The 17,361-nt window shown below is 64.1% G+C and carries 17 protein-coding genes; 15 read left to right on the top strand and 2 right to left on the bottom strand.

All coding sequences use genetic code 11. The annotated features are described in order from the left end of the window. Positions 1-187 precede the first annotated feature (187 nt). From GDH07_RS18505 to GDH07_RS18465, 9 genes are all read left to right on the top strand, one after another. Positions 188-934: an amino acid ABC transporter permease gene (locus GDH07_RS18505; protein WP_022640628.1), complete on the top strand. Its 747-nt coding sequence runs from the start codon at positions 188-190 to the stop codon at positions 932-934. After that, complete coding sequence (locus GDH07_RS18500) at positions 934-1,605, top strand: amino acid ABC transporter permease (protein ID WP_022640629.1); 672 nt, start codon at positions 934-936, stop codon at positions 1,603-1,605. The genes GDH07_RS18505 and GDH07_RS18500 overlap by 1 nt, the downstream gene beginning before the upstream one ends. Continuing rightward, complete coding sequence (locus GDH07_RS18495) at positions 1,602-2,336, top strand: amino acid ABC transporter ATP-binding protein (protein WP_022640630.1); 735 nt, start codon at positions 1,602-1,604, stop codon at positions 2,334-2,336. The genes GDH07_RS18500 and GDH07_RS18495 overlap by 4 nt, the downstream gene beginning before the upstream one ends. A gap of 177 nt (positions 2,337-2,513) precedes the next feature. Continuing rightward, a complete protein-coding gene (gene aauS, locus GDH07_RS18490; RefSeq protein WP_053131689.1) occupies positions 2,514-4,415 on the top strand; it encodes a two-component sensor histidine kinase AauS in 1,902 nt (633 codons plus the stop codon). Further along, entirely contained in the window at positions 4,412-5,737 is a 1,326-nt protein-coding gene (gene aauR, locus GDH07_RS18485) for a two-component response regulator AauR (RefSeq protein ID WP_022640632.1), read from the top strand. The genes aauS and aauR overlap by 4 nt, the downstream gene beginning before the upstream one ends. Positions 5,738-5,764: 27 nt before the next feature. Then, complete coding sequence (locus tag GDH07_RS18480; RefSeq protein WP_178124098.1) at positions 5,765-6,094, top strand: GlpM family protein; 330 nt, start codon at positions 5,765-5,767, stop codon at positions 6,092-6,094. A gap of 129 nt (positions 6,095-6,223) precedes the next feature. Continuing rightward, complete coding sequence (locus GDH07_RS18475) at positions 6,224-7,144, top strand: arginase family protein (protein ID WP_053131694.1); 921 nt, start codon at positions 6,224-6,226, stop codon at positions 7,142-7,144. After that, positions 7,141-7,515 carry a DMT family transporter gene (locus tag GDH07_RS18470; protein WP_053131697.1) on the top strand — a complete coding sequence of 125 codons (375 nt, stop codon included), beginning with the start codon at positions 7,141-7,143 and terminating at the stop codon, positions 7,513-7,515. The genes GDH07_RS18475 and GDH07_RS18470 overlap by 4 nt, the downstream gene beginning before the upstream one ends. A 31-nt stretch (positions 7,516-7,546) precedes the next feature. Further along, positions 7,547-7,948, top strand: coding sequence for an EamA family transporter (locus tag GDH07_RS18465; RefSeq protein WP_085595101.1), 402 nt, complete (start codon positions 7,547-7,549; stop codon positions 7,946-7,948). 157 nt (positions 7,949-8,105) lie between these two features. Here the strand turns inward: GDH07_RS18465 and GDH07_RS18460 are convergent, their stop codons facing one another. After that, the gene (locus GDH07_RS18460) at positions 8,106-8,969 is read right to left on the bottom strand and encodes a fatty acid desaturase family protein (protein ID WP_152898472.1); all 864 of its coding nucleotides are present in this window, start codon (positions 8,967-8,969) and stop codon (positions 8,106-8,108) included. A 112-nt stretch (positions 8,970-9,081) separates the two neighbouring features. After that, positions 9,082-9,852 (bottom strand): MipA/OmpV family protein, encoded by a 771-nt coding sequence (locus GDH07_RS18455; RefSeq protein ID WP_152898471.1) that lies wholly within the window; start codon positions 9,850-9,852, stop codon positions 9,082-9,084. Between the two features lie 229 nt (positions 9,853-10,081). Here GDH07_RS18455 and GDH07_RS18450 point away from each other — a divergent pair, with 229 nt between their 5' ends. From GDH07_RS18450 to GDH07_RS18425, 6 genes are read left to right on the top strand one after another with little or no spacing between them, the layout of a single operon-like run. Continuing rightward, positions 10,082-10,777 (top strand): HAD-IB family phosphatase, encoded by a 696-nt coding sequence (locus tag GDH07_RS18450; RefSeq protein WP_022640639.1) that lies wholly within the window; start codon positions 10,082-10,084, stop codon positions 10,775-10,777. Further along, positions 10,770-12,164 carry an aspartate aminotransferase family protein gene (locus tag GDH07_RS18445; protein ID WP_022640640.1) on the top strand — a complete coding sequence of 465 codons (1,395 nt, stop codon included), beginning with the start codon at positions 10,770-10,772 and terminating at the stop codon, positions 12,162-12,164. The genes GDH07_RS18450 and GDH07_RS18445 overlap by 8 nt, the downstream gene beginning before the upstream one ends. Further along, a complete protein-coding gene (locus GDH07_RS18440) occupies positions 12,161-13,027 on the top strand; it encodes an alpha/beta hydrolase (protein WP_022640641.1) in 867 nt (288 codons plus the stop codon). Before GDH07_RS18445 ends, GDH07_RS18440 begins: the two co-directional genes overlap by 4 nt. A gap of 14 nt (positions 13,028-13,041) precedes the next feature. After that, positions 13,042-14,169, top strand: coding sequence for a GNAT family N-acetyltransferase (locus GDH07_RS18435; RefSeq protein ID WP_343038284.1), 1,128 nt, complete (start codon positions 13,042-13,044; stop codon positions 14,167-14,169). Then, positions 14,166-15,944, top strand: coding sequence for a sensor histidine kinase (locus tag GDH07_RS18430; RefSeq protein ID WP_152898470.1), 1,779 nt, complete (start codon positions 14,166-14,168; stop codon positions 15,942-15,944). The genes GDH07_RS18435 and GDH07_RS18430 overlap by 4 nt, the downstream gene beginning before the upstream one ends. Next, positions 15,934-17,331 (top strand): sigma-54-dependent transcriptional regulator, encoded by a 1,398-nt coding sequence (locus GDH07_RS18425; protein ID WP_053131708.1) that lies wholly within the window; start codon positions 15,934-15,936, stop codon positions 17,329-17,331. Before GDH07_RS18430 ends, GDH07_RS18425 begins: the two co-directional genes overlap by 11 nt. Positions 17,332-17,361 lie beyond the last annotated feature (30 nt).

The raw sequence follows: 17,361 nt of genomic DNA, 5'->3' as shown, positions 1-17,361 counted from the left end.
CTAACCTTACTCCTGAGGGGCCCCTGGCCTCTTCAGGAGCCTGTCACTACCTGCTGGCACATTCTGGAAACACTCGCACCGGTGGTTGTCGAGCCGATAGCGCGTGCCTGGCCGTCCTGGCCAGAAGGGAACGGATCTCCCCAGGCGGGTGCTTGTAGTACATCGAACGATCTGAGGGGTAACCCCAATGAATTACAACTGGGACTGGGGCGTGTTCTTCAAGTCCACCGGCGTGGGCAGCGAGACCTATCTCGACTGGTTCATCTCCGGACTGGGCTGGACCATCGCCATCGCCGTGGTGGCCTGGATCATCGCACTGATACTGGGATCGATCCTGGGGGTCATGCGTACCGTGCCGAACCGCCTGGTGTCGGGCATCGCCACTGTCTACGTGGAGATCTTCCGCAACGTGCCCCTGTTGGTGCAGCTGTTCATCTGGTACTTCCTGGTGCCCGACCTGCTGCCGCAGAACCTGCAGGACTGGTACAAGCAGGATCTCAACCCGACCACCTCGGCCTACCTGAGCGTCGTCGTCTGCCTGGGCCTGTTCACCGCCGCCCGGGTCTGCGAACAAGTGCGCACCGGTATCCAGGCCCTGCCCCGCGGCCAGGAGTCCGCCGCTCGCGCCCTGGGCTTCAAGCTGCCGCAGATCTACTGGAACGTGCTGCTGCCCCAGGCCTATCGGATCATCATTCCGCCGCTCACCTCGGAATTCCTCAACGTCTTCAAGAACTCTTCCGTGGCCTCGCTGATCGGCCTGATGGAGCTGTTGGCCCAGACCAAGCAGACCGCCGAGTTCTCGGCCAACCTGTTCGAAGCCTTCACCCTGGCCACCCTGATCTACTTCACCCTGAACATGAGCCTGATGCTGCTGATGCGCCTGGTGGAGAAGAAAGTCTCGGTCCCCGGCTTGATCTCCGTGGGAGGTAAATAATGGAATTCGACTTCTCGGGCATCGTCCCGGCCATTCCCGGCCTGTGGAACGGCATGCTGATGACCCTCAAGCTGATGGTCCTGGGCGTGGTCGGGGGGATCATCCTCGGCACCCTGCTGGCCCTGATGCGCCTGTCCCACAACAAACTGCTGGCGAACATCGCCGGCGCCTACGTCAACTACTTCCGCTCGATCCCGCTGCTGCTGGTGATCACCTGGTTCTACCTGGCGGTGCCTTTCGTGCTGCGCTGGATCACCGGCGAAGACACCCCGATCGGCGCGTTCACCTCGTGCATCGTGGCCTTCATGATGTTCGAAGCGGCGTACTTCTGCGAAATCGTCCGGGCCGGCGTGCAGTCGATTCCCAAGGGCCAGATGGGCGCCGCCCAGGCCCTGGGCATGACCTACGGCCAGACCATGCGCCTGATCATCCTGCCCCAGGCGTTCCGCAAGATGACCCCGCTGCTGCTGCAGCAGAGCATCATCCTGTTCCAGGACACCTCCCTGGTGTACACCGTGGGCCTGGTGGACTTCCTCAACGCCTCGCGCTCCAGCGGCGACATCATCGGCCGCTCCAATGAATTCCTGATCTTCGCCGGTCTGGTGTATTTCACAATCAGCTTCGCCGCCTCGCTGCTGGTCAAGCGTCTGCAAAAAAGGTTCGCCGTATGATCTCTATCAAAAACGTCAACAAGTGGTATGGGGACTTCCAGGTACTGACCGACTGCAGCACCGAGGTCAAGAAAGGTGAGGTGGTGGTGGTCTGCGGGCCGTCCGGTTCGGGCAAGTCGACCCTGATCAAGTGCGTCAATGCCCTGGAGCCTTTCCAGAAGGGCGACATCGTGGTCGATGGTACGTCCATCGCCGATCCCAAGACCGACCTGCCCAAGCTGCGCTCGCGGGTGGGCATGGTGTTCCAGCACTTCGAACTGTTCCCGCACCTGAGCATCACCGAGAACCTGACCATCGCCCAGATCAAGGTCCTGGGCCGCAGCAAGGAAGAGGCCACCAAGAAAGGCCTGCAATTGCTCGAGCGGGTGGGCCTGGCTGCCCACGCCCACAAACATCCGGGTCAGCTTTCCGGCGGCCAGCAACAACGTGTGGCCATCGCCCGCGCCCTGGCCATGGACCCGATCGTCATGCTGTTCGACGAACCGACCTCGGCCCTGGACCCGGAAATGGTCAACGAAGTGCTGGATGTGATGGTGCAACTGGCCAACGAAGGCATGACCATGATGTGCGTGACCCACGAAATGGGCTTTGCCCGCAAGGTGGCGAACCGAGTGATCTTCATGGACAAGGGCCAGATCATCGAGGACTGCCAGAAGGAAGAGTTCTTCGGCGACATCAACGCCCGCTCCGAACGTGCGCAGCACTTCCTCGAGAAGATCCTGCAGCACTGATACGGCGGCGTTCCGCCCGCCCTCGTGGCAAGGGAGCCTGCTCCCACGGGGTCGCCTGGCGACCCCCAACCTGCGAACGGATCTTGCCTGGCACAACGCACCCAGCGCTCTACGACGGCCCCCGGGCCGAGCGCGAGTGCGTCCTGTCGCCATGCTGGTTGACCCAAGGCATCTGTGATGAAATGCGACCCCACTCTCTATCGCGCCACGCCGCCATCACTCGCCGTGAAACCCCGTCTGATCCGTCATCTGTTGCTGCCGCCTTTGGTCATCGCCCTGATGGCCGCCCTGGGCTACGCCGGATTCTGGATCAGCGAGCACAACGGCATCCGCACCCTGGGTGAAAACGGCGCGCGCCAACTGGAGCTGCATGCCCGCGCCGTAGAGAGCGAGATCAGCAAGTACACCTACCTGCCCAGCCTGCTGGAGCTGGAATCCAGTGTCTCGCAATTGCTGGCCGACCCTTCGCCGGAGCACCGCCAGGCGGTCAACCAGTACCTCGAAGGCTTGAACCGGCGCAGCCGCAGCCGGGCCATCTATGTCATGGACACCACCGGCCGAGTACTGGCCACCAGCAACTGGCGCGATGTCGACAGCTACCTGGGCGAAGACCTGTCGTTCCGGGCCTACTACCAGAACGCCGTGCGCGGTTACCCCGGGCGCTTCTACGGCATCGGCAGCACCAGTGGCGAGCCCGGCTACTACCTGGCCCACGGCCTGGAAGAGCAAGGCAAGATCATCGGCGTGGCGGTGGTCAAGGTCCGCCTCGAAGCCCTGGAGGAACGCTGGCAACGGGCGCGCATGGAAGCCTTCGTCAGCGACGAGAACGGCATCATCATCCTCTCCAGCGATCCGAGCCGCCGCCTCAAGTCGGTCCGCCCCCTGAGCGACGACACCAAGGAACGCCTGGCCCGCAGCCTGCAGTACTACTGGTTCCCGCTCAACGAACTGGAACCCCTGGCCCGCGAGCGCCTGGACGAGGGCGTGGAGAAACTCACCTTCCCCGCCAATACCGAGCTGGCGGACGACGAACAGCCCATCAGCTACCTGTCCCAGACTCGGCCCCTGAGCGACACCCCGTGGAATTTCACCCTGCTGACGCCCTTGCAGGATCTGCGCCGCGAAGCCATCAACCAGGGCATCCTGGTGGCCGTGGCCTTCGCCCTGGTGGCTTTCCTGATGATCGCCTGGAACGAACGGCGCAAGGTCATCGCCACCCGCCTGGCCGCCCGCGAGGCCTTGCAGGAAGCCAACAGCCAGCTCGAACGACGGATCACCGAGCGCACCGCCGACCTGCGCGCCAGCAACGAACGGCTCAAAGCGCAGATCCGTGAGCGCCGCCAAGCCGAGGAGACCCTGCGCCGGGCCCAGGACGAGCTGGTCCAGGCCGGCAAGCTGGCAGCCATCGGCCAGATGTCCACCAGCATCGCCCACGAACTCAACCAGCCGCTGGCAGCGCTGCGCACGCTATCGGGCAACACCGTGCGCTTCCTCGAGCGCGGCGCCCTGGACACCGCCAGCGCCAACCTCAAGACCATCAATGAACTGATCGACCGCATGGGGCGCATCACCGCCAGCCTGCGCTCCTTCGCCCGTCGTGGCGACGACCAGGGCCAGGCCAGCCTGGGCAAGGCGGTGGACGCCGCCTTGCAAGTCCTCGGCGCGCGCCTGGAACCGCTGCCCCTGCAACTGCATCGCGACTTCGCCGAGCAGACCCTGCAGATCGACCAGACACGCCTGGAGCAGATCCTGGTCAACCTCATAGGCAACGCCCTGGATGCCATGCAGGCACAGCCGGCGCCGCAGCTCTGGCTCGAAGGCGAATCCGCCGACGGCAAGTACCGCCTGCGGGTACGGGACAACGGCCATGGCATCGACCCCGAGACACGCAAGCATCTGTTCGAACCCTTCTTCACCACCAAACCCGGCGAACAGGGGCTGGGACTGGGCCTGACCCTGTCCGCCAGCCTCGCCGCCGCCACCGGCGGCAGCCTGGGGGTGGAACATCCGGCAAGCGGCGGCACCGCCTTTGTCCTCAGCTTGCCCCTGGCAAGCCCTAATCGAGCCGAGCCGATATGAACCACGAGCTGACCGTGCTGATCGTCGAAGACGACCCCCATGTCCTGCTGGGTTGCCAACAGGCCCTGGCCCTGGAAGACATTCCCTGCATCGGCGTAGGCAGCGCCGAAGATGCCCTGGCCCAGGTCGGGGACAACTTTCCCGGCATCGTGGTCAGCGACATCCGCCTGCCGGGCATCGACGGCCTGGAACTGCTGACCCGCCTCAAGGCTCGCGATCGCAGCCTGCCGGTGGTCTTGATCACCGGCCATGGCGACATCTCCATGGCGGTGGGGGCGATGCAGAACGGCGCCTACGACTTCATGGAAAAGCCGTTTTCCCCCGAGCGCCTGGTGGAAGTGGCTCGCCGCGCCCTGGAACAGCGGGGCCTGGCCCGTGAAGTGAGTTCACTACGGCGCCAGCTGGCCGAACGCAGCTCCCTGGAGGGGCGAATCATCGGCCGCTCGCCAGCGATGCAGAACCTGCGGGAATTGATCGCCAACGTCGCCGACACCTCGGCCAACGTACTGATCGAAGGCGAGACCGGCACTGGCAAGGAACTGGTCGCCCGGTGCCTGCACGACTTCAGTCGGCGCCACCAGCAACAGTTCGTCGCCTTGAACTGCGGCGGCCTGCCGGAAAACCTGTTCGAGAGCGAAATCTTCGGCCACGAGGCCAACGCCTTCACCGGTGCCGGCAAGCGGCGCATCGGCAAGATCGAGCACGCTCACCAGGGCACGCTGTTCCTCGATGAAGTGGAAAGCATGCCCATCAACTTGCAGATCAAGCTGTTGCGGGTGCTGCAGGAGCGTACCCTGGAGCGCCTGGGCTCGAACCAGAGCGTGGCCGTGGACTGCCGGGTGATCGCCGCGACCAAGTCGGACCTCAACCAGTTGAGCCAGGCCAAGGAGTTTCGCAGCGACCTGTACTACCGCCTCAACGTGGTGACCCTGGAGCTGCCACCCCTGCGCGAGCGGCGCGAAGACATCCTGCAACTGTTCGAGCACTTCCTGCAGCAGTCATCCCTGCGCTTCGACCGCGTGGCGCCAGAGCTGGACAACCAGACCCTGTCGAACCTGATGAGCCACGACTGGCCGGGCAACGTGCGCGAATTGCGCAACGTCGCCGAGCGCTTCGCCCTGGGCCTGCCGGCCTTCAAGAAATCCGGCAGTGGCAGCGGCCAGGGCCTGGGCTTCGCCGAGGCGGTGGAAGCCTTCGAACGCAACCTGTTGAACGATGCCTTGCAACGCAGCGGCGGTAACCTGACCCAGGCCAGCCAGGAGCTGGGCATGGCCAAGACCACGCTGTTCGACAAGGTCAAGAAGTACGGCCTGAGCCACTGACCCCAAGACGCCCTATCCATGGACCTGTTGTTGAAAGCCGCGCTGGGCGCGGCTGTGGTGGTAATTCTCGCGGCACTGGCCAAGACCCGGAACTACTACATTGCCGGGCTGGTACCACTGTTCCCGACCTTCGCCCTGATCGCCCACTACATCGTCGGCAAAGACCGTTCGCTCGATGACCTGAAGACCACCATCCTGTTCGGCATGTGGTCGATCATTCCCTACTTCGTCTACCTGGCGACCCTGTACTTGATGATCGACCGCCTGCGCCTGGAGGCGTCTCTGGCGGTGGCCGCAGTGGCCTGGCTGATGGCCGCCAGCATCCTGGTCGGCGTCTGGGTCCGGATCCACGCCTGAGGCCCGCCCGGGCAGGTCCATATGCGGCCCTGGCCCGACCCTTGCATTTACCCGGCAAAGCCCGCCTGGCCTGCGTTCCAGCCTGATCACGCAGTTTCCCGGGGGGCGCTGCCATGGGTAAAGTACACCTTGAACATTCTAGATCTCGACCACAGCCTGACCGCCCAGGAGCCCATCACCCGGCGCCTGCAAAGTGGCCAGGCGCAACGCATCGACCTGCTGGACCTGGGCCCCAGGCTGCGGCTCTGGTCCACCGAGCGCACCTACCGCCAATTCATCGAGCGCCTCGAACGGCGGCCCCGGCATAGCGGCCCGCAGCCGGAAATCTTCTTCGTCGGCTCCGGCGACTATCACCACCTGACCCCGGCCTTCCTGCGCAACCTGCCGGAGCCGGTGAGCCTGATCCACTTCGACAACCATCCGGACTGGGTGCGCTTCGCCCCGCGCCGGCATTGCGGATCCTGGGTCAACCGGGCGCTGCAACTGCCCAATATCCAGCGCATCGTCACCCTGGGCCCCTGCAGCGAAGACCTGCACAACCCGCAACTGCGCGGCGGCAACCTCGGCGCCTTGAAGCACGGCAAGTTGCAATTGTTCCCCTGGCAGCACGAACCCTCCCGGGTCTGGGGCCGGGTCGGCGACGGCGCCGGGCACCAGCAGCAAGACCAGCACCTGCACTGGCGCAACCTGGCCCAGCAGGACTGGACGGACTTCCTCGACGGCATGATCGCCAGCCTGCCCACCGCGGCGGTCTGGATCACCATCGACAAGGACGTGCTGGCCAGCGAGGACGCCGCCACCAACTGGGACCAGGGCGGCATGCGCCTGGAACACCTGCTGCAAGCCATCCGCGCCCTGGCCGCGCGCAAACGGATACTGGGTATCGATGTTTGCGGCGAATTCGCCCAACCGGCCTTCAGCAATGCCTTCAAGCGCTGGGAGGCCAAGTCCGACCAGCCACCGCCCGAACGCTGGAGCCAGGAGGATCTGCTGCGCAACTCGGTGACCAATGAAGCCCTGATTTCGCTGTTCGAGGAGCTGTTCCCATGACCTTGACCGTCGTGTTGCTGGTGGCCTTTTCCATCCTCCTGGATGTGATCGGCCAGTTGTGTTTCAAGCTGGGCCTGGACCGCTTGCCGGAGCTGGAGGGCGGCTTCCGCCTGAACGCCTTCTGGGGCCAGGTGTTCAACGCCCCGCTGCTGTGGTGCGGGGTAGGCGCCTACGTGGTGGAGTTTTTCGTCTGGCTCGAGGCCCTGTCCCGGGCCCCCCTGAGCCTGCTGTTCCCGGCTGCGGCCCTGGGTTATTGCGGAGTGGTGCTGGCGGGCAAGGTGGTGCTGGGGGAAACCGTCAGCCGCCGGCGCTGGCTCGGTACCCTGGTAATCACCGCCGGCGTGATGCTGGTCTGCGTCGCCAGTACCTGAGCCCTGTCCAACCGATACAAGGAAACGCTTCATGAGTTCGAACCAAGCTAACGACTGGCTGCATGGGCGCCTGGGTACCCTGCTGCTGTGGTTCTTGTTGATCAGTTTCGAAGGGGCCGGCCAGATCGCCACCAAGGTCGGCGGCGATCAACTGGGACAGATGGATTTCAGCCTGCAATGGCTGGCGGCGGTCGTCGCCAATCCCGGGGTGCTGACGGCGATCGCCTGCTACATCGGCGCATTCTTCGTCTGGATGCTGATCCTGCGGCGCAGCAGCCTGTCCCTGGCCTTTCCCCTGAGCGCCCTGGTGTATGTGGTAGTGCTGCTGGGCTCCTGGCTGATGCTGGGCGAGCAGATCAACCCGCTGCACTGGCTCGGGGTCTTCGTGATCATGGGCGGGATCGCCCTGCTGGCCGAAGGGGAGGAAGCCTGAAAACACCCTGCGCCCGCTGCGCAACCTTCGGCAGCGGTACAGGATCGGCTTCGTGTAGCCGCTGCCGCCAGGCTGCGACAAGGTCATCAGGACCTTCAGACTTCAGCCTCCTGCGGCAGCTGCGCGGTCGTGCGCAGCCTTCGGCGGCAGCTACAGGTTACTTGCGGCGGGAAACCAAAAAGCCCAGTCCGTGGGACACCGGGATCACTTTCACCCCCGCCGCACGCTGTTCCTCGCGAATCTGGCGATGGAAGGCCTTGACCTTGGTCCAGTGCATCTTCGGCCGGTAGTGGTGCTCGGCGTGGTAGCCGTTGTTCATCCAGATCAGGTTGTACAGCGGGCTATAGGAACTCACGCCCCAGGCGATCGGCAGGTCGGGATTACCGCCCAGGTGCTCGTAGTAGCCATTGAGCGACGACAGCGACTGGCCCAGGTACCAGAACGGCAACAGCACCAGCACCGCGTGCCAGTCGAAGAGCGCCAGGGCCAGGTAGAAGGCCACGGTCACGGCGATTTCCACTTTCACCCAGCGGGCATCGTCCGGGCGCTTGCGCTGCATTTGCTGGTAGATCTCCTTCGGATCATCGCGAAAGAAACTGAGGAAGGTATAGGCCCATGGGTTGTCCGGCTGGCCGTTCTTGCCATGCAGGTAGATCGACAGCGGATCGACCGTCTTGCCATTGGCGTCCGGCAGGTCGGAGTTGCCCCGGTGGTGGCGGTTATGGATGTCGCGGTACAGGGTCTGGGAAAAACCGATGGTCACCGACAGCAGCAGGTCGAAGGCGCGGTTCATCCAGGAGGGCGTGAAGTAGGCGTTGTGGATCTGGTTGTGGGAAATGCTGTTGATGCTCCACGACAGGCTGACGGCGTACAGCAGCGCGGCCGGGATGATGATCCACCAGGACAGCGCGTGGAAATCCAGCACCAGCCACAGGACGAAGGCGAAATGCGCCAGGGCCATGACGATCGGGATCAGGTCCCAGAGGGAATAGGCGAGCAAACGATAGGCAGGACGGGCCATGAAGAACTTCCTGAGAAATTGAATTCATGGCGCCTGTTGCAAAGGCCAGACCAGTTTTCCTCCTGGCGGCGCCCGTGGCTGGTCCAGCCCCGGGCGCCAGGCTGCAAAGCCCTCAGAAACGGTAGCTGATGGCGGTCTGTACTTGTCCCTGGTTGACGTGGCCCTTGTCGCGCACGATGGTGCTGTCGGCCGCCGAGTTGACCAGGCGGATCCAGCTGGCGCTGGCCACCAGCGACCAGTTGCGCCCCAGCGGGACCTGGATGTTCTGGGTCAGGGTGAAGTTCTGCAGGCCACCGCCGGCGTCATAGCGCTGGATGCCAGAGGCCAGGAACTCCTTGGTGCTGACACCGAAGAAGGTCTGGTTCTGCCGGGCATCGGCAAAGTGCAGGGTCAGGTTGTTGCTGCCGATGATGCCCATGCCCAAGGGGTAGCCGATCTCGGCGCCCACCTTGCCCAGCATGCCGCCCTGGCCACCGGAACCGCCCACGGCCTGGCCCACGGCGGCGAACACGCGCCAGAAATCATCCGGGGCGTACTGCACGAAACCACCGACGTCGGCCATGTCCGGCACGTCCCGCAACCCGCGCAACGAGCCGTCGGCATTACGCCCCTGCAGGTAATTGATGTAGGGCCCGGCACTCCAGCCATTGCTCTTGAAGGCATCCCAGGTCAGGCCGTCGTCGGTGCTCAGGCTGACATCGCCCCAGTCCAGGTCCAGGTAGGGCAAGGGCGTGGTGTCGTAGCGGCTGGCCGTAGGGTCGTGGGGTTGGTAGCCGATGCCCAGGCCCGCTTCGCCAGTGATGCCGGAGTCGCCCCAGGCGCTACAGGCAAGGCCCAGCGACAGCAGGCCGGCCAGGAGGGAGGGGAAGGTGAACCTTGGCATGAATGAAATTCCTTATCTGAAAATGCGCGCATCAATCACCACGGACAGCCTCGAGCGCAAGCACTGATGTTGTTTGTAGCAAGCTACAAAAATTGTAGCTACCAAGCTACAAATCGCCTGCCCTTCCAAGCAAAGCCCCAGCCCCGCTGGGTTTCCCCTACTTGGCACAGTCCCTGCTCTACCTCTGCCACAAGCGTACACAACGCTCTTATTCAACAGGTAACAGCAGATGATGCACTGGCATATCGTATGTGACTTCGACGGGACCATCTCCCGCGCCGACGTGATCGATAACGTCCTCCAACGCTTCGCCGACCCAAGCTGGGAAACCATCGAGCAAGAGTGGCTGGACGGTCATATCGGCTCCCGGGAATGCCTCAGTCGCCAACTGGCCCTGGTCAAGGCCTCGCCCGCCGAATTGCTGGGCTACTTCGACAGTGTCGAGATCGACCCCGACTTCCCTGACTTCGTCGACCATGTGATCGGCCTGGGCGCCACCATCGAAGTGGTCAGCGACGGCATCGAACAGGGCATTGCCCGCATCCTGGCGCGCAACTACGTGACCCTGCTGCCGATCCTCGCCAACCGCCTGCGCCAGGTCGACCACAACAGCTGGCGCATCGACTTCCCGTATTCCAGCGACGCTTGCCGGGCCGCTTCCGGCAACTGCAAGTGCAAGTCCACCCCGCGCGGCAAACGCGTGCTGGTGATCGGCGACGGCCAGTCCGACATGTGCGTGGCCTCCACCGCCGACTTCGTCTTCGCCAAGGGCCGCCTGGCCGAGTACTGCGAACGCAACGCCATTCCCTACGCGCGCTTCGACTCCTTCGCCGAACTGCCGGCGCTGCTGGCCAAGCTGCCGCGCGAAGCCGCCAACGCCACCACTTTCTCTCTTGAAACCCAGGAACTCTTCCACCATGTCTGATATCCGCATCGCTACCGCAGAAGACCAGGTCCTTCTGGAAAAAGAAGCCAAGTACTGCTCCTACGGCGATACCGTCCACTACATCGAACCCCCGCGCATCTTCAGCCGCTGCGAAGGCTCCTACGTCTGGGATACCGAAGACCAGGCCTACCTCGACCTGCAGATGTGGTACTCGGCGGTGAACTTCGGCTACGCCAACCCGCGCCTGAACAACGCCCTGAAGCAGCAGATCGACACCCTGCCGCAGATCGCCAGCCAGTACCTGCACAAAGGCAAGATCGAGCTGTCGGAAATGATCGCGGTCGACGCCAAGAAGAAGTTCGGCCTCGACGGTCGCGTGCACTTCAACGTCGGTGGTTCGCAGTCCGTCGAGGACTCGCTGAAAGTCGTGCGTAACGCCAGCAACGGCAAGAGCCTGATGTTCGCCTTCGAAGGCGGCTACCACGGTCGTACCCTGGGCGCCTCGTCCATCACCTCCAGCTACCGCTACCGCCGCCGCTACGGCCACTTCGGCGAGCGTGCGCAGTTCATTCCGTTCCCGTACCACTTCCGCGGCCCGAAAGGCATGACCAAGGAAGAGTACGGCAGCCACTGCGTGAAGCAGTTCGCCCGTCTGTTCGAAACCGAATACAACGGGGTCTGGGACCCGAAGGTCGGCCAGAGCGAATACGCAGCATTCTACGCCGAGCCGATCCAGGGCACCGGCGGCTACGTGATCCCGCCGATGAACTTCTACCGCGAGCTCAAGCAAGTGCTGGATCAGCACGGCATCCTGCTGGTGGTCGACGAAATCCAGATGGGCTTCTACCGTACCGGCAAGCTGTGGTCGATCGAGCACTTCGACGTCCAGCCTGACGTGATCGTGTTCGGCAAGGCACTGACCAACGGCCTCAACCCGCTGGGCGGCATCTGGGCCCGTGAAGAGCTGATCAACCCGGGCGTGTTCCCGCCAGGCTCGACCCACTCCACCTTCGCCTCCAACCCGCTGGGCACCGCCGTGGGCCTGGAAATGTTCAAGATGACCAGCGAGATCGACTACGGCGCGATGGTCATGGAGAAGGGCAAGTACTTCCTCGAAGGCCTCAAGGACCTGCAGAAGCGCTACCCGATCATCGGCGACGTCGACGGCCTGGGCCTGGCCCTGCGCTGCGAGATCTGCACCACCGACGGCTTCACCCCGGACAAGGCGACCCTGGACTACATGGTCGAGGAAGGCATGAAGGGCGACATCGTCATCGACGGCCAGCGCCTGGGCCTGATCCTCGACGTGGGCGGCTACTACAAGAACGTGATCACTCTGGCGCCATCGCTGGAAATCAGCTACGCGGAAATCGATCTGGGGCTGGCCCTGCTGGACCGCCTGCTGGATCGGGCCATGAAGCGATGAGCATGGCTGAGATCGATCTGGGCGAAGGCGACGCCGGCTTCGTTCTCGGCACGGGTCAGGTCGGGATCTTGTTGATCCATGGCCTGACCGGCACCCCGACGGAACTCCGTCGGGTGGCCCAGGGCCTGGCCAAGGACGGTACGTGCACCGTGTACGTACCGACCCTGCCCGGGCACTGCGGGGACAACAGCGACCTGCAGGCCACCGGCTGGCAGGACTGGTACCAAGGCGTGCGCAAGACCTTCGCCGCCATGCAGCAACGCCACGAGCAGGTGTTCGTCGGCGGCCTGTCCATGGGCGCGGTGATGTCGATGTACCTGGCCTCCGAGCACCCGGGGCGGATCAGCGGCCTGCTGATGTATTCCACCACCCTCAAGTACGACGGCTGGAGCATCAACAAGCTGGCGTTCCTGACCCCGCTGCTGATGAAGATCCCGTTCGGCGTGCATATCTGCCGCTTCGAGGAAAAACCACCCTACGGCATCAAGAACGAACGCCTGCGGGCCATCGTCGAGAAGCAGATGAAGGCCGGCGCCAGCAGCGATGCCGGACTCCTGACCATGGAGGGCGTGACGGTGCGCGAGTTGCACCGGATGAACGCCGTGGTCAAGAAACGCATGCCGTCGATCATGACCCCGGCCCTGGTCCTGCACTCCAGCGAAGACGACATCACCAGTACCTGGAATGCCGACTACGTGGAGCGCAAGCTCGGCGGCCCGGTGACCAAGATCCTCCTGGACAACTGCTACCACATGATCACCGTGGACCTGCAATACCAGCGGGTGATCGAGCTGAGCGCCGACTTCATCCAGCAACGGGTGACCAGCCCGAGCCTGCGCGAAGACTATCGACAGCTGGCGTGACTTAAGGACGAGACGTGATTACCGCCCAAGCCTTTTCAACCATACAGGCCATCGAACGCAGTGCCTGGAACGACTGTTTTCCAGGGGCCCTGGAGGATTGGGACTATTACCTGGCCGTGGAAAAAGCCGCCATCGCCGATTTCCGCTGGCGCTACCTGGCGGTCTACGAGGGATCGACCCTGGTGGCGGTGGCGCCGGCCTTCACCACCCAGTACCGGCTCGACACCACGGTTTCGGGGCTGGCCAAGCGCTTTACCGAGCGCCTGGAACGCCAATGGCCCGGGGTCCTGCAACTGCGCCTGTACGCCATCGGCTCGCCAGTGGCCGAACAGTGCAATGTCGGCACCGCCAGCCATGTACCGGCCGAACGCCGCCAAGCCCTGCTGGACGAGTTGCTGAAGCTGGCCCGGGCCGACGCCGACAGCTTCGGCATCGGCCTGATGGCGGTCAAGGACGCCGCCAGCCACGACCGGCAATGGGCCGCCAGTTGCCTGGCCGCCGGGCTGCAGGCGATGCCGAGCCTGCCCAGCGCCCTGCTGCCGATACCCTTCGCCTCCATCGACGCCTACCTGGGCACCCTGGGCAAGTCCACCCGCAAGGACCTGCGCCGCAAGCTCCGGGCGCCGGCGCCGCGCATCGAGTGGCGGCAGCGGATCGATGACGTGCTACCGGACATCATGCGCCTGTACGAGGCGACCCTGAACCGCGCCGACCTGCAGTTCGAACGCCTGCCGGCGGAGTACTTCACCGGCATCCTCGAACAGCTGGGTGAACGGGCCGCCTGCGTCCTGTACTGGGTCGGCGAGCAACTGGTGGCGTTCAACCTGGTGCTCATCGACCAGCATCGGCTGATCGACAAGTTCTTCGCCCACGACCTGGATGTCACCCGCGATTACAACCTGTATTTTCGCAGCTGGCTGGCCAACGTCGACTACTGCATCCAGCAGCGCATCCCGTTGTACGAGTGCGGCCAGGCCGGTTATGCGAGCAAATTGCGCCTGGGCTGTCGCTTCACCGCTAACATGCTGTTTTTCCGCCACCGCAATCCCTTGCTCAACGCGTTGCTGAAGGTGATAAAACGCTTTGTCCGCCCGGATCGCTCCGACCCCGCCATGGCCGCTGCAATAAGCGAAAGTACATGACCAGAAAAGATCGTCGTCCTCCCCGCCCCTTCGCCATCTCCCGCTGGAGCCTGCAGCGCAAGCTGGTGCTGGCGTTCTGGCTGGTCAGCGTGATTCCCACCATGATCGCCGCCGAGCTGGCAGCCACCACGTTGTCGGAAATCTTCGACAGCAACGTACGGATCTGGCTGCAGGAATCCACCAAAATCGTCGAGGACGAGATCACCGAGATCCTGCGCGACAACGCCCGGATCGCCCAGCTGTTCCTGCGCTACACCCGGCCCCCGGGGGAACGCAACGCAGCCAAGCATGACAAGCTCACCGCCGATATCGCCGATTCCATGGGCATCGATGTAGTGGCGCTGATTCGCAAGAGCGACCACAAGGTGATGTTCACCACCGCCGCCGACGATGTGGTCGGGCAGATCAGCACCGCCTCCAACGCCGTGTTGCAGACCATCCAGGTCGGCGGTGCGGCCACCGGCGTGGTGGTCTCGACCTTCCAGACCAACCTCGACGGCGTCGACTACCAGTTGTTGATCGCCACCTACCTGGACGCCAGCTTCCTCACCAGCGTGGCCGACGTGCACTCCCTGGACCTGCGCCTGTACCTGGCCAAGGCCGACGACTTCTCGGAAATCTTCGCCACCCAGCGCTTCGAGGACCACCCGCCACGGGTACCGCACCGGATCGAGGACATCCTGCGCACCACGCGCCAACCCACCGAGCAGTTCACCAGCCGCTACAGCGGACTGTACCGGCCGATCTTCAACGACAGCGGCGACCTGGTGGGAGTGATCTTCAGCGGCCTGCTGCGCCACAGCAGCCTGGTGGGCCTGGTCAACCAGAGCAACCTGTTCATCCTGATCTTCCTCCTCAGCTCGGCGGCCTCGCTGTGCGTCGGCTGGCTGGTGTCGCAACGCCTGACCCGGCCCCTGCGGGGCTTGTCCAAGGGCGTACAGGCGGTGATCAGCGGCGACTACCGGCAACGGGTGCCGGTGATCGGCGGCGACGAGCTGGCGGAACTGAGCAGCACCTTCAACCACATGACCGAGCGCCTGGGCAAGTTGCAACACCTGGAGGGGCAACTGCGCCGCCGTGACCGCCTGCATGCCCTGGGCGAAGTCGCCATGGGCCTGGCCCACGAGATCCGCAATCCGCTGGGCATCATCAAGACCGCCACCCAACTGCTGCACCGCCGGGCCGACCTGCCCGAGAACGACAAGCGCCACCTGGAATACGTGATCAGCGAAGTCAGCCGGATCAACGACCTGATCACCGAGTTCCTCGACTTCGCCAAGCCCAGCGCACCGATCCGCGCCACCCAGCCGGCGCGGCCCCTGCTCGAGGAACTGCTGGGGTTCTGCGGCCCGGAACTGGCGACCCACAACATCGACGCACGCATCGAGGACCTGGCCCCGGGCGCGACCATCCACGCCGACGCCCGCCAGCTCAAGCAGGCCTGCCTGAACCTGATCCTCAATGCCATCGACGCCATGCCCGAAGGCGGCCGCCTGACCTTGGGCATCGCCCAGCAGGAGGACGAAACCATCATCAGCATCGGCGATACCGGCCAGGGCATCGAGCCGGACATGCTGGAGCGCATCTTCACGCCGTTCGTGACCACCAAGGCCTCGGGTACCGGCCTGGGCCTGGCCAAGGTCTATTCGATCCTGGAAAGTCATGACGGCCACATCGAATGCGCCAGCGAAAAGGATGCCGGCGCCACCTTCAGCCTGTACATTCCGGCCAATGGTGAAGACGACGAGGATGATGAGGACCGCGATGACGCATAACCTGTTGGTGGTCGACGACGAACCCAAGCTCTGTGACCTGCTGTCCTCGGCCCTGGGCCAGAACGGCATCCAGGTGTTCACCGCGGGCAACGGCCTGCACGCGCTCAAGGTGCTGGAACAGGAGGACATCGACCTGGTGATCAGCGACTGGCGCATGCCCGGCATGGACGGCCCGCAGTTGCTGGGCGAGATCAAGCAGCGCTACCCGCAGTTGCCGGTGATCGTGATGACCGCCTACAGCACCGTGAAGAACGCCGTGCAGTCCATGCGCAACGGCGCCTACGACTACATCGCCAAGCCTTTCGACATCGACGAGCTGGACATCACCGTCAGCAAGGCCCTGCAGTTTCGCGACATCCTCAAGGACAACCAGCGCATGCGCGCCGAACTTGAGGAGCACCAGCAGATCGACAGCCTGGTGGGCGACAGCCCGGCCTTTCGCCAGGTGCTGCAAGCGGTGGACTCGGTCCGCGAGAGCAATGCCACCATCCTGCTCACCGGCGAAAGCGGCACCGGCAAGGAAATGGTCGCCCGGGCCATCCACAAGCACGGCAATCGCGCTGGCAAACCATTCGTCGCGGTCAATTGCGCGGCCATCCCCGAAGGCTTGCTGGAAAGCGAGATGTTCGGCCATCGCAAGGGCGCCTTCACCGGCGCCGTGGCCGATCGGGTCGGGCGCTTCCAGCAGGCGGACAAGGGCACGTTGTTCCTCGACGAAGTGGGCGACATGCCCCTGGCCCTGCAAGCCAAGATCCTGCGCGCGCTGCAAGAGCGGGTGATCGAGCCGGTGGGCGATCCGCGGGAGCGCAAGGTCGATGTGCGGGTGATCGCCGCGACCAACAAGGACCTGCTGCAAGCGGTGGCCGACAAGGAGTTTCGCGAAGACCTGTACTACCGCCTCAATGTGTTCCCCATTCCCTTGCCGGCCCTGCGCGAGCGCGTCGAGGACATCGGCCCGCTGGCCCGGCATTTCGCCCACAGCCTGGGGGCCACCGCCGGCAAGCGCATCACTGGCTTCAGTCCCCAGGCCTTGCAGGCCATGGCCAACTACAACTGGCCGGGCAATATCCGCGAGCTGCAGAACTGCGTGGAGCGGGCGACCATCGTCGCCACCGGCCAGACCATCGAGGAAAGCGACCTGCCGGGCTACCTGTTCGATACCCGTGCCGAGGAGGGAGCCGCCAGCGTCGCTCTCAACGTCGGGCCGCAAGTGCCCAGCGATCTGGACGCTGCCCTGGCCGAAGTGGAAAAGGCCTACATCCTCGCGGCCCTGCACCAGAGCAACGGCGTCCAGGCCGCCGCCGCCCAGATGATCGGCATCTCCGAACGCAGCTTCTGGTATCGCCTGAAGAAACTCGGGATCCAGGTGGACAAGATCGTTCGCTGACGCGAACAGCGACAAGCCGCTAGCGAAAAT

The sequence above is a fragment of the Pseudomonas piscis genome (assembly GCF_009380155.1).
GTDB lineage: Bacteria > Pseudomonadota > Gammaproteobacteria > Pseudomonadales > Pseudomonadaceae > Aquipseudomonas > Aquipseudomonas piscis.
Note: the sequence above shows the minus strand (reverse complement) of the source record. Positions and strands in the feature narration are given on the sequence as shown.

What these genes read in the sequence shown, in the direction of transcription:
- GDH07_RS18505 (WP_022640628.1), top strand. Translation starts at nt 188, where the DNA reads ATGAATTACAACTGGGACTGGGGCGTGTTCTTCAAGTCCACCGGCGTG.
- GDH07_RS18500 (WP_022640629.1), top strand. Translation starts at nt 934, where the DNA reads ATGGAATTCGACTTCTCGGGCATCGTCCCGGCCATTCCCGGCCTGTGG.
- GDH07_RS18495 (WP_022640630.1), top strand. Translation starts at nt 1,602, where the DNA reads ATGATCTCTATCAAAAACGTCAACAAGTGGTATGGGGACTTCCAGGTA.
- aauS (WP_053131689.1), top strand. Translation starts at nt 2,514, where the DNA reads ATGAAATGCGACCCCACTCTCTATCGCGCCACGCCGCCATCACTCGCC.
- aauR (WP_022640632.1), top strand. Translation starts at nt 4,412, where the DNA reads ATGAACCACGAGCTGACCGTGCTGATCGTCGAAGACGACCCCCATGTC.
- GDH07_RS18470 (WP_053131697.1), top strand. Translation starts at nt 7,141, where the DNA reads ATGACCTTGACCGTCGTGTTGCTGGTGGCCTTTTCCATCCTCCTGGAT.
- GDH07_RS18465 (WP_085595101.1), top strand. Translation starts at nt 7,547, where the DNA reads ATGAGTTCGAACCAAGCTAACGACTGGCTGCATGGGCGCCTGGGTACC.
- GDH07_RS18460 (WP_152898472.1), bottom strand. Translation starts at nt 8,969, where the DNA reads ATGGCCCGTCCTGCCTATCGTTTGCTCGCCTATTCCCTCTGGGACCTG.
- GDH07_RS18455 (WP_152898471.1), bottom strand. Translation starts at nt 9,852, where the DNA reads ATGCCAAGGTTCACCTTCCCCTCCCTCCTGGCCGGCCTGCTGTCGCTG.
- GDH07_RS18450 (WP_022640639.1), top strand. Translation starts at nt 10,082, where the DNA reads ATGATGCACTGGCATATCGTATGTGACTTCGACGGGACCATCTCCCGC.
- GDH07_RS18445 (WP_022640640.1), top strand. Translation starts at nt 10,770, where the DNA reads ATGTCTGATATCCGCATCGCTACCGCAGAAGACCAGGTCCTTCTGGAA.
- GDH07_RS18440 (WP_022640641.1), top strand. Translation starts at nt 12,161, where the DNA reads ATGAGCATGGCTGAGATCGATCTGGGCGAAGGCGACGCCGGCTTCGTT.
- GDH07_RS18430 (WP_152898470.1), top strand. Translation starts at nt 14,166, where the DNA reads ATGACCAGAAAAGATCGTCGTCCTCCCCGCCCCTTCGCCATCTCCCGC.
- GDH07_RS18425 (WP_053131708.1), top strand. Translation starts at nt 15,934, where the DNA reads ATGACGCATAACCTGTTGGTGGTCGACGACGAACCCAAGCTCTGTGAC.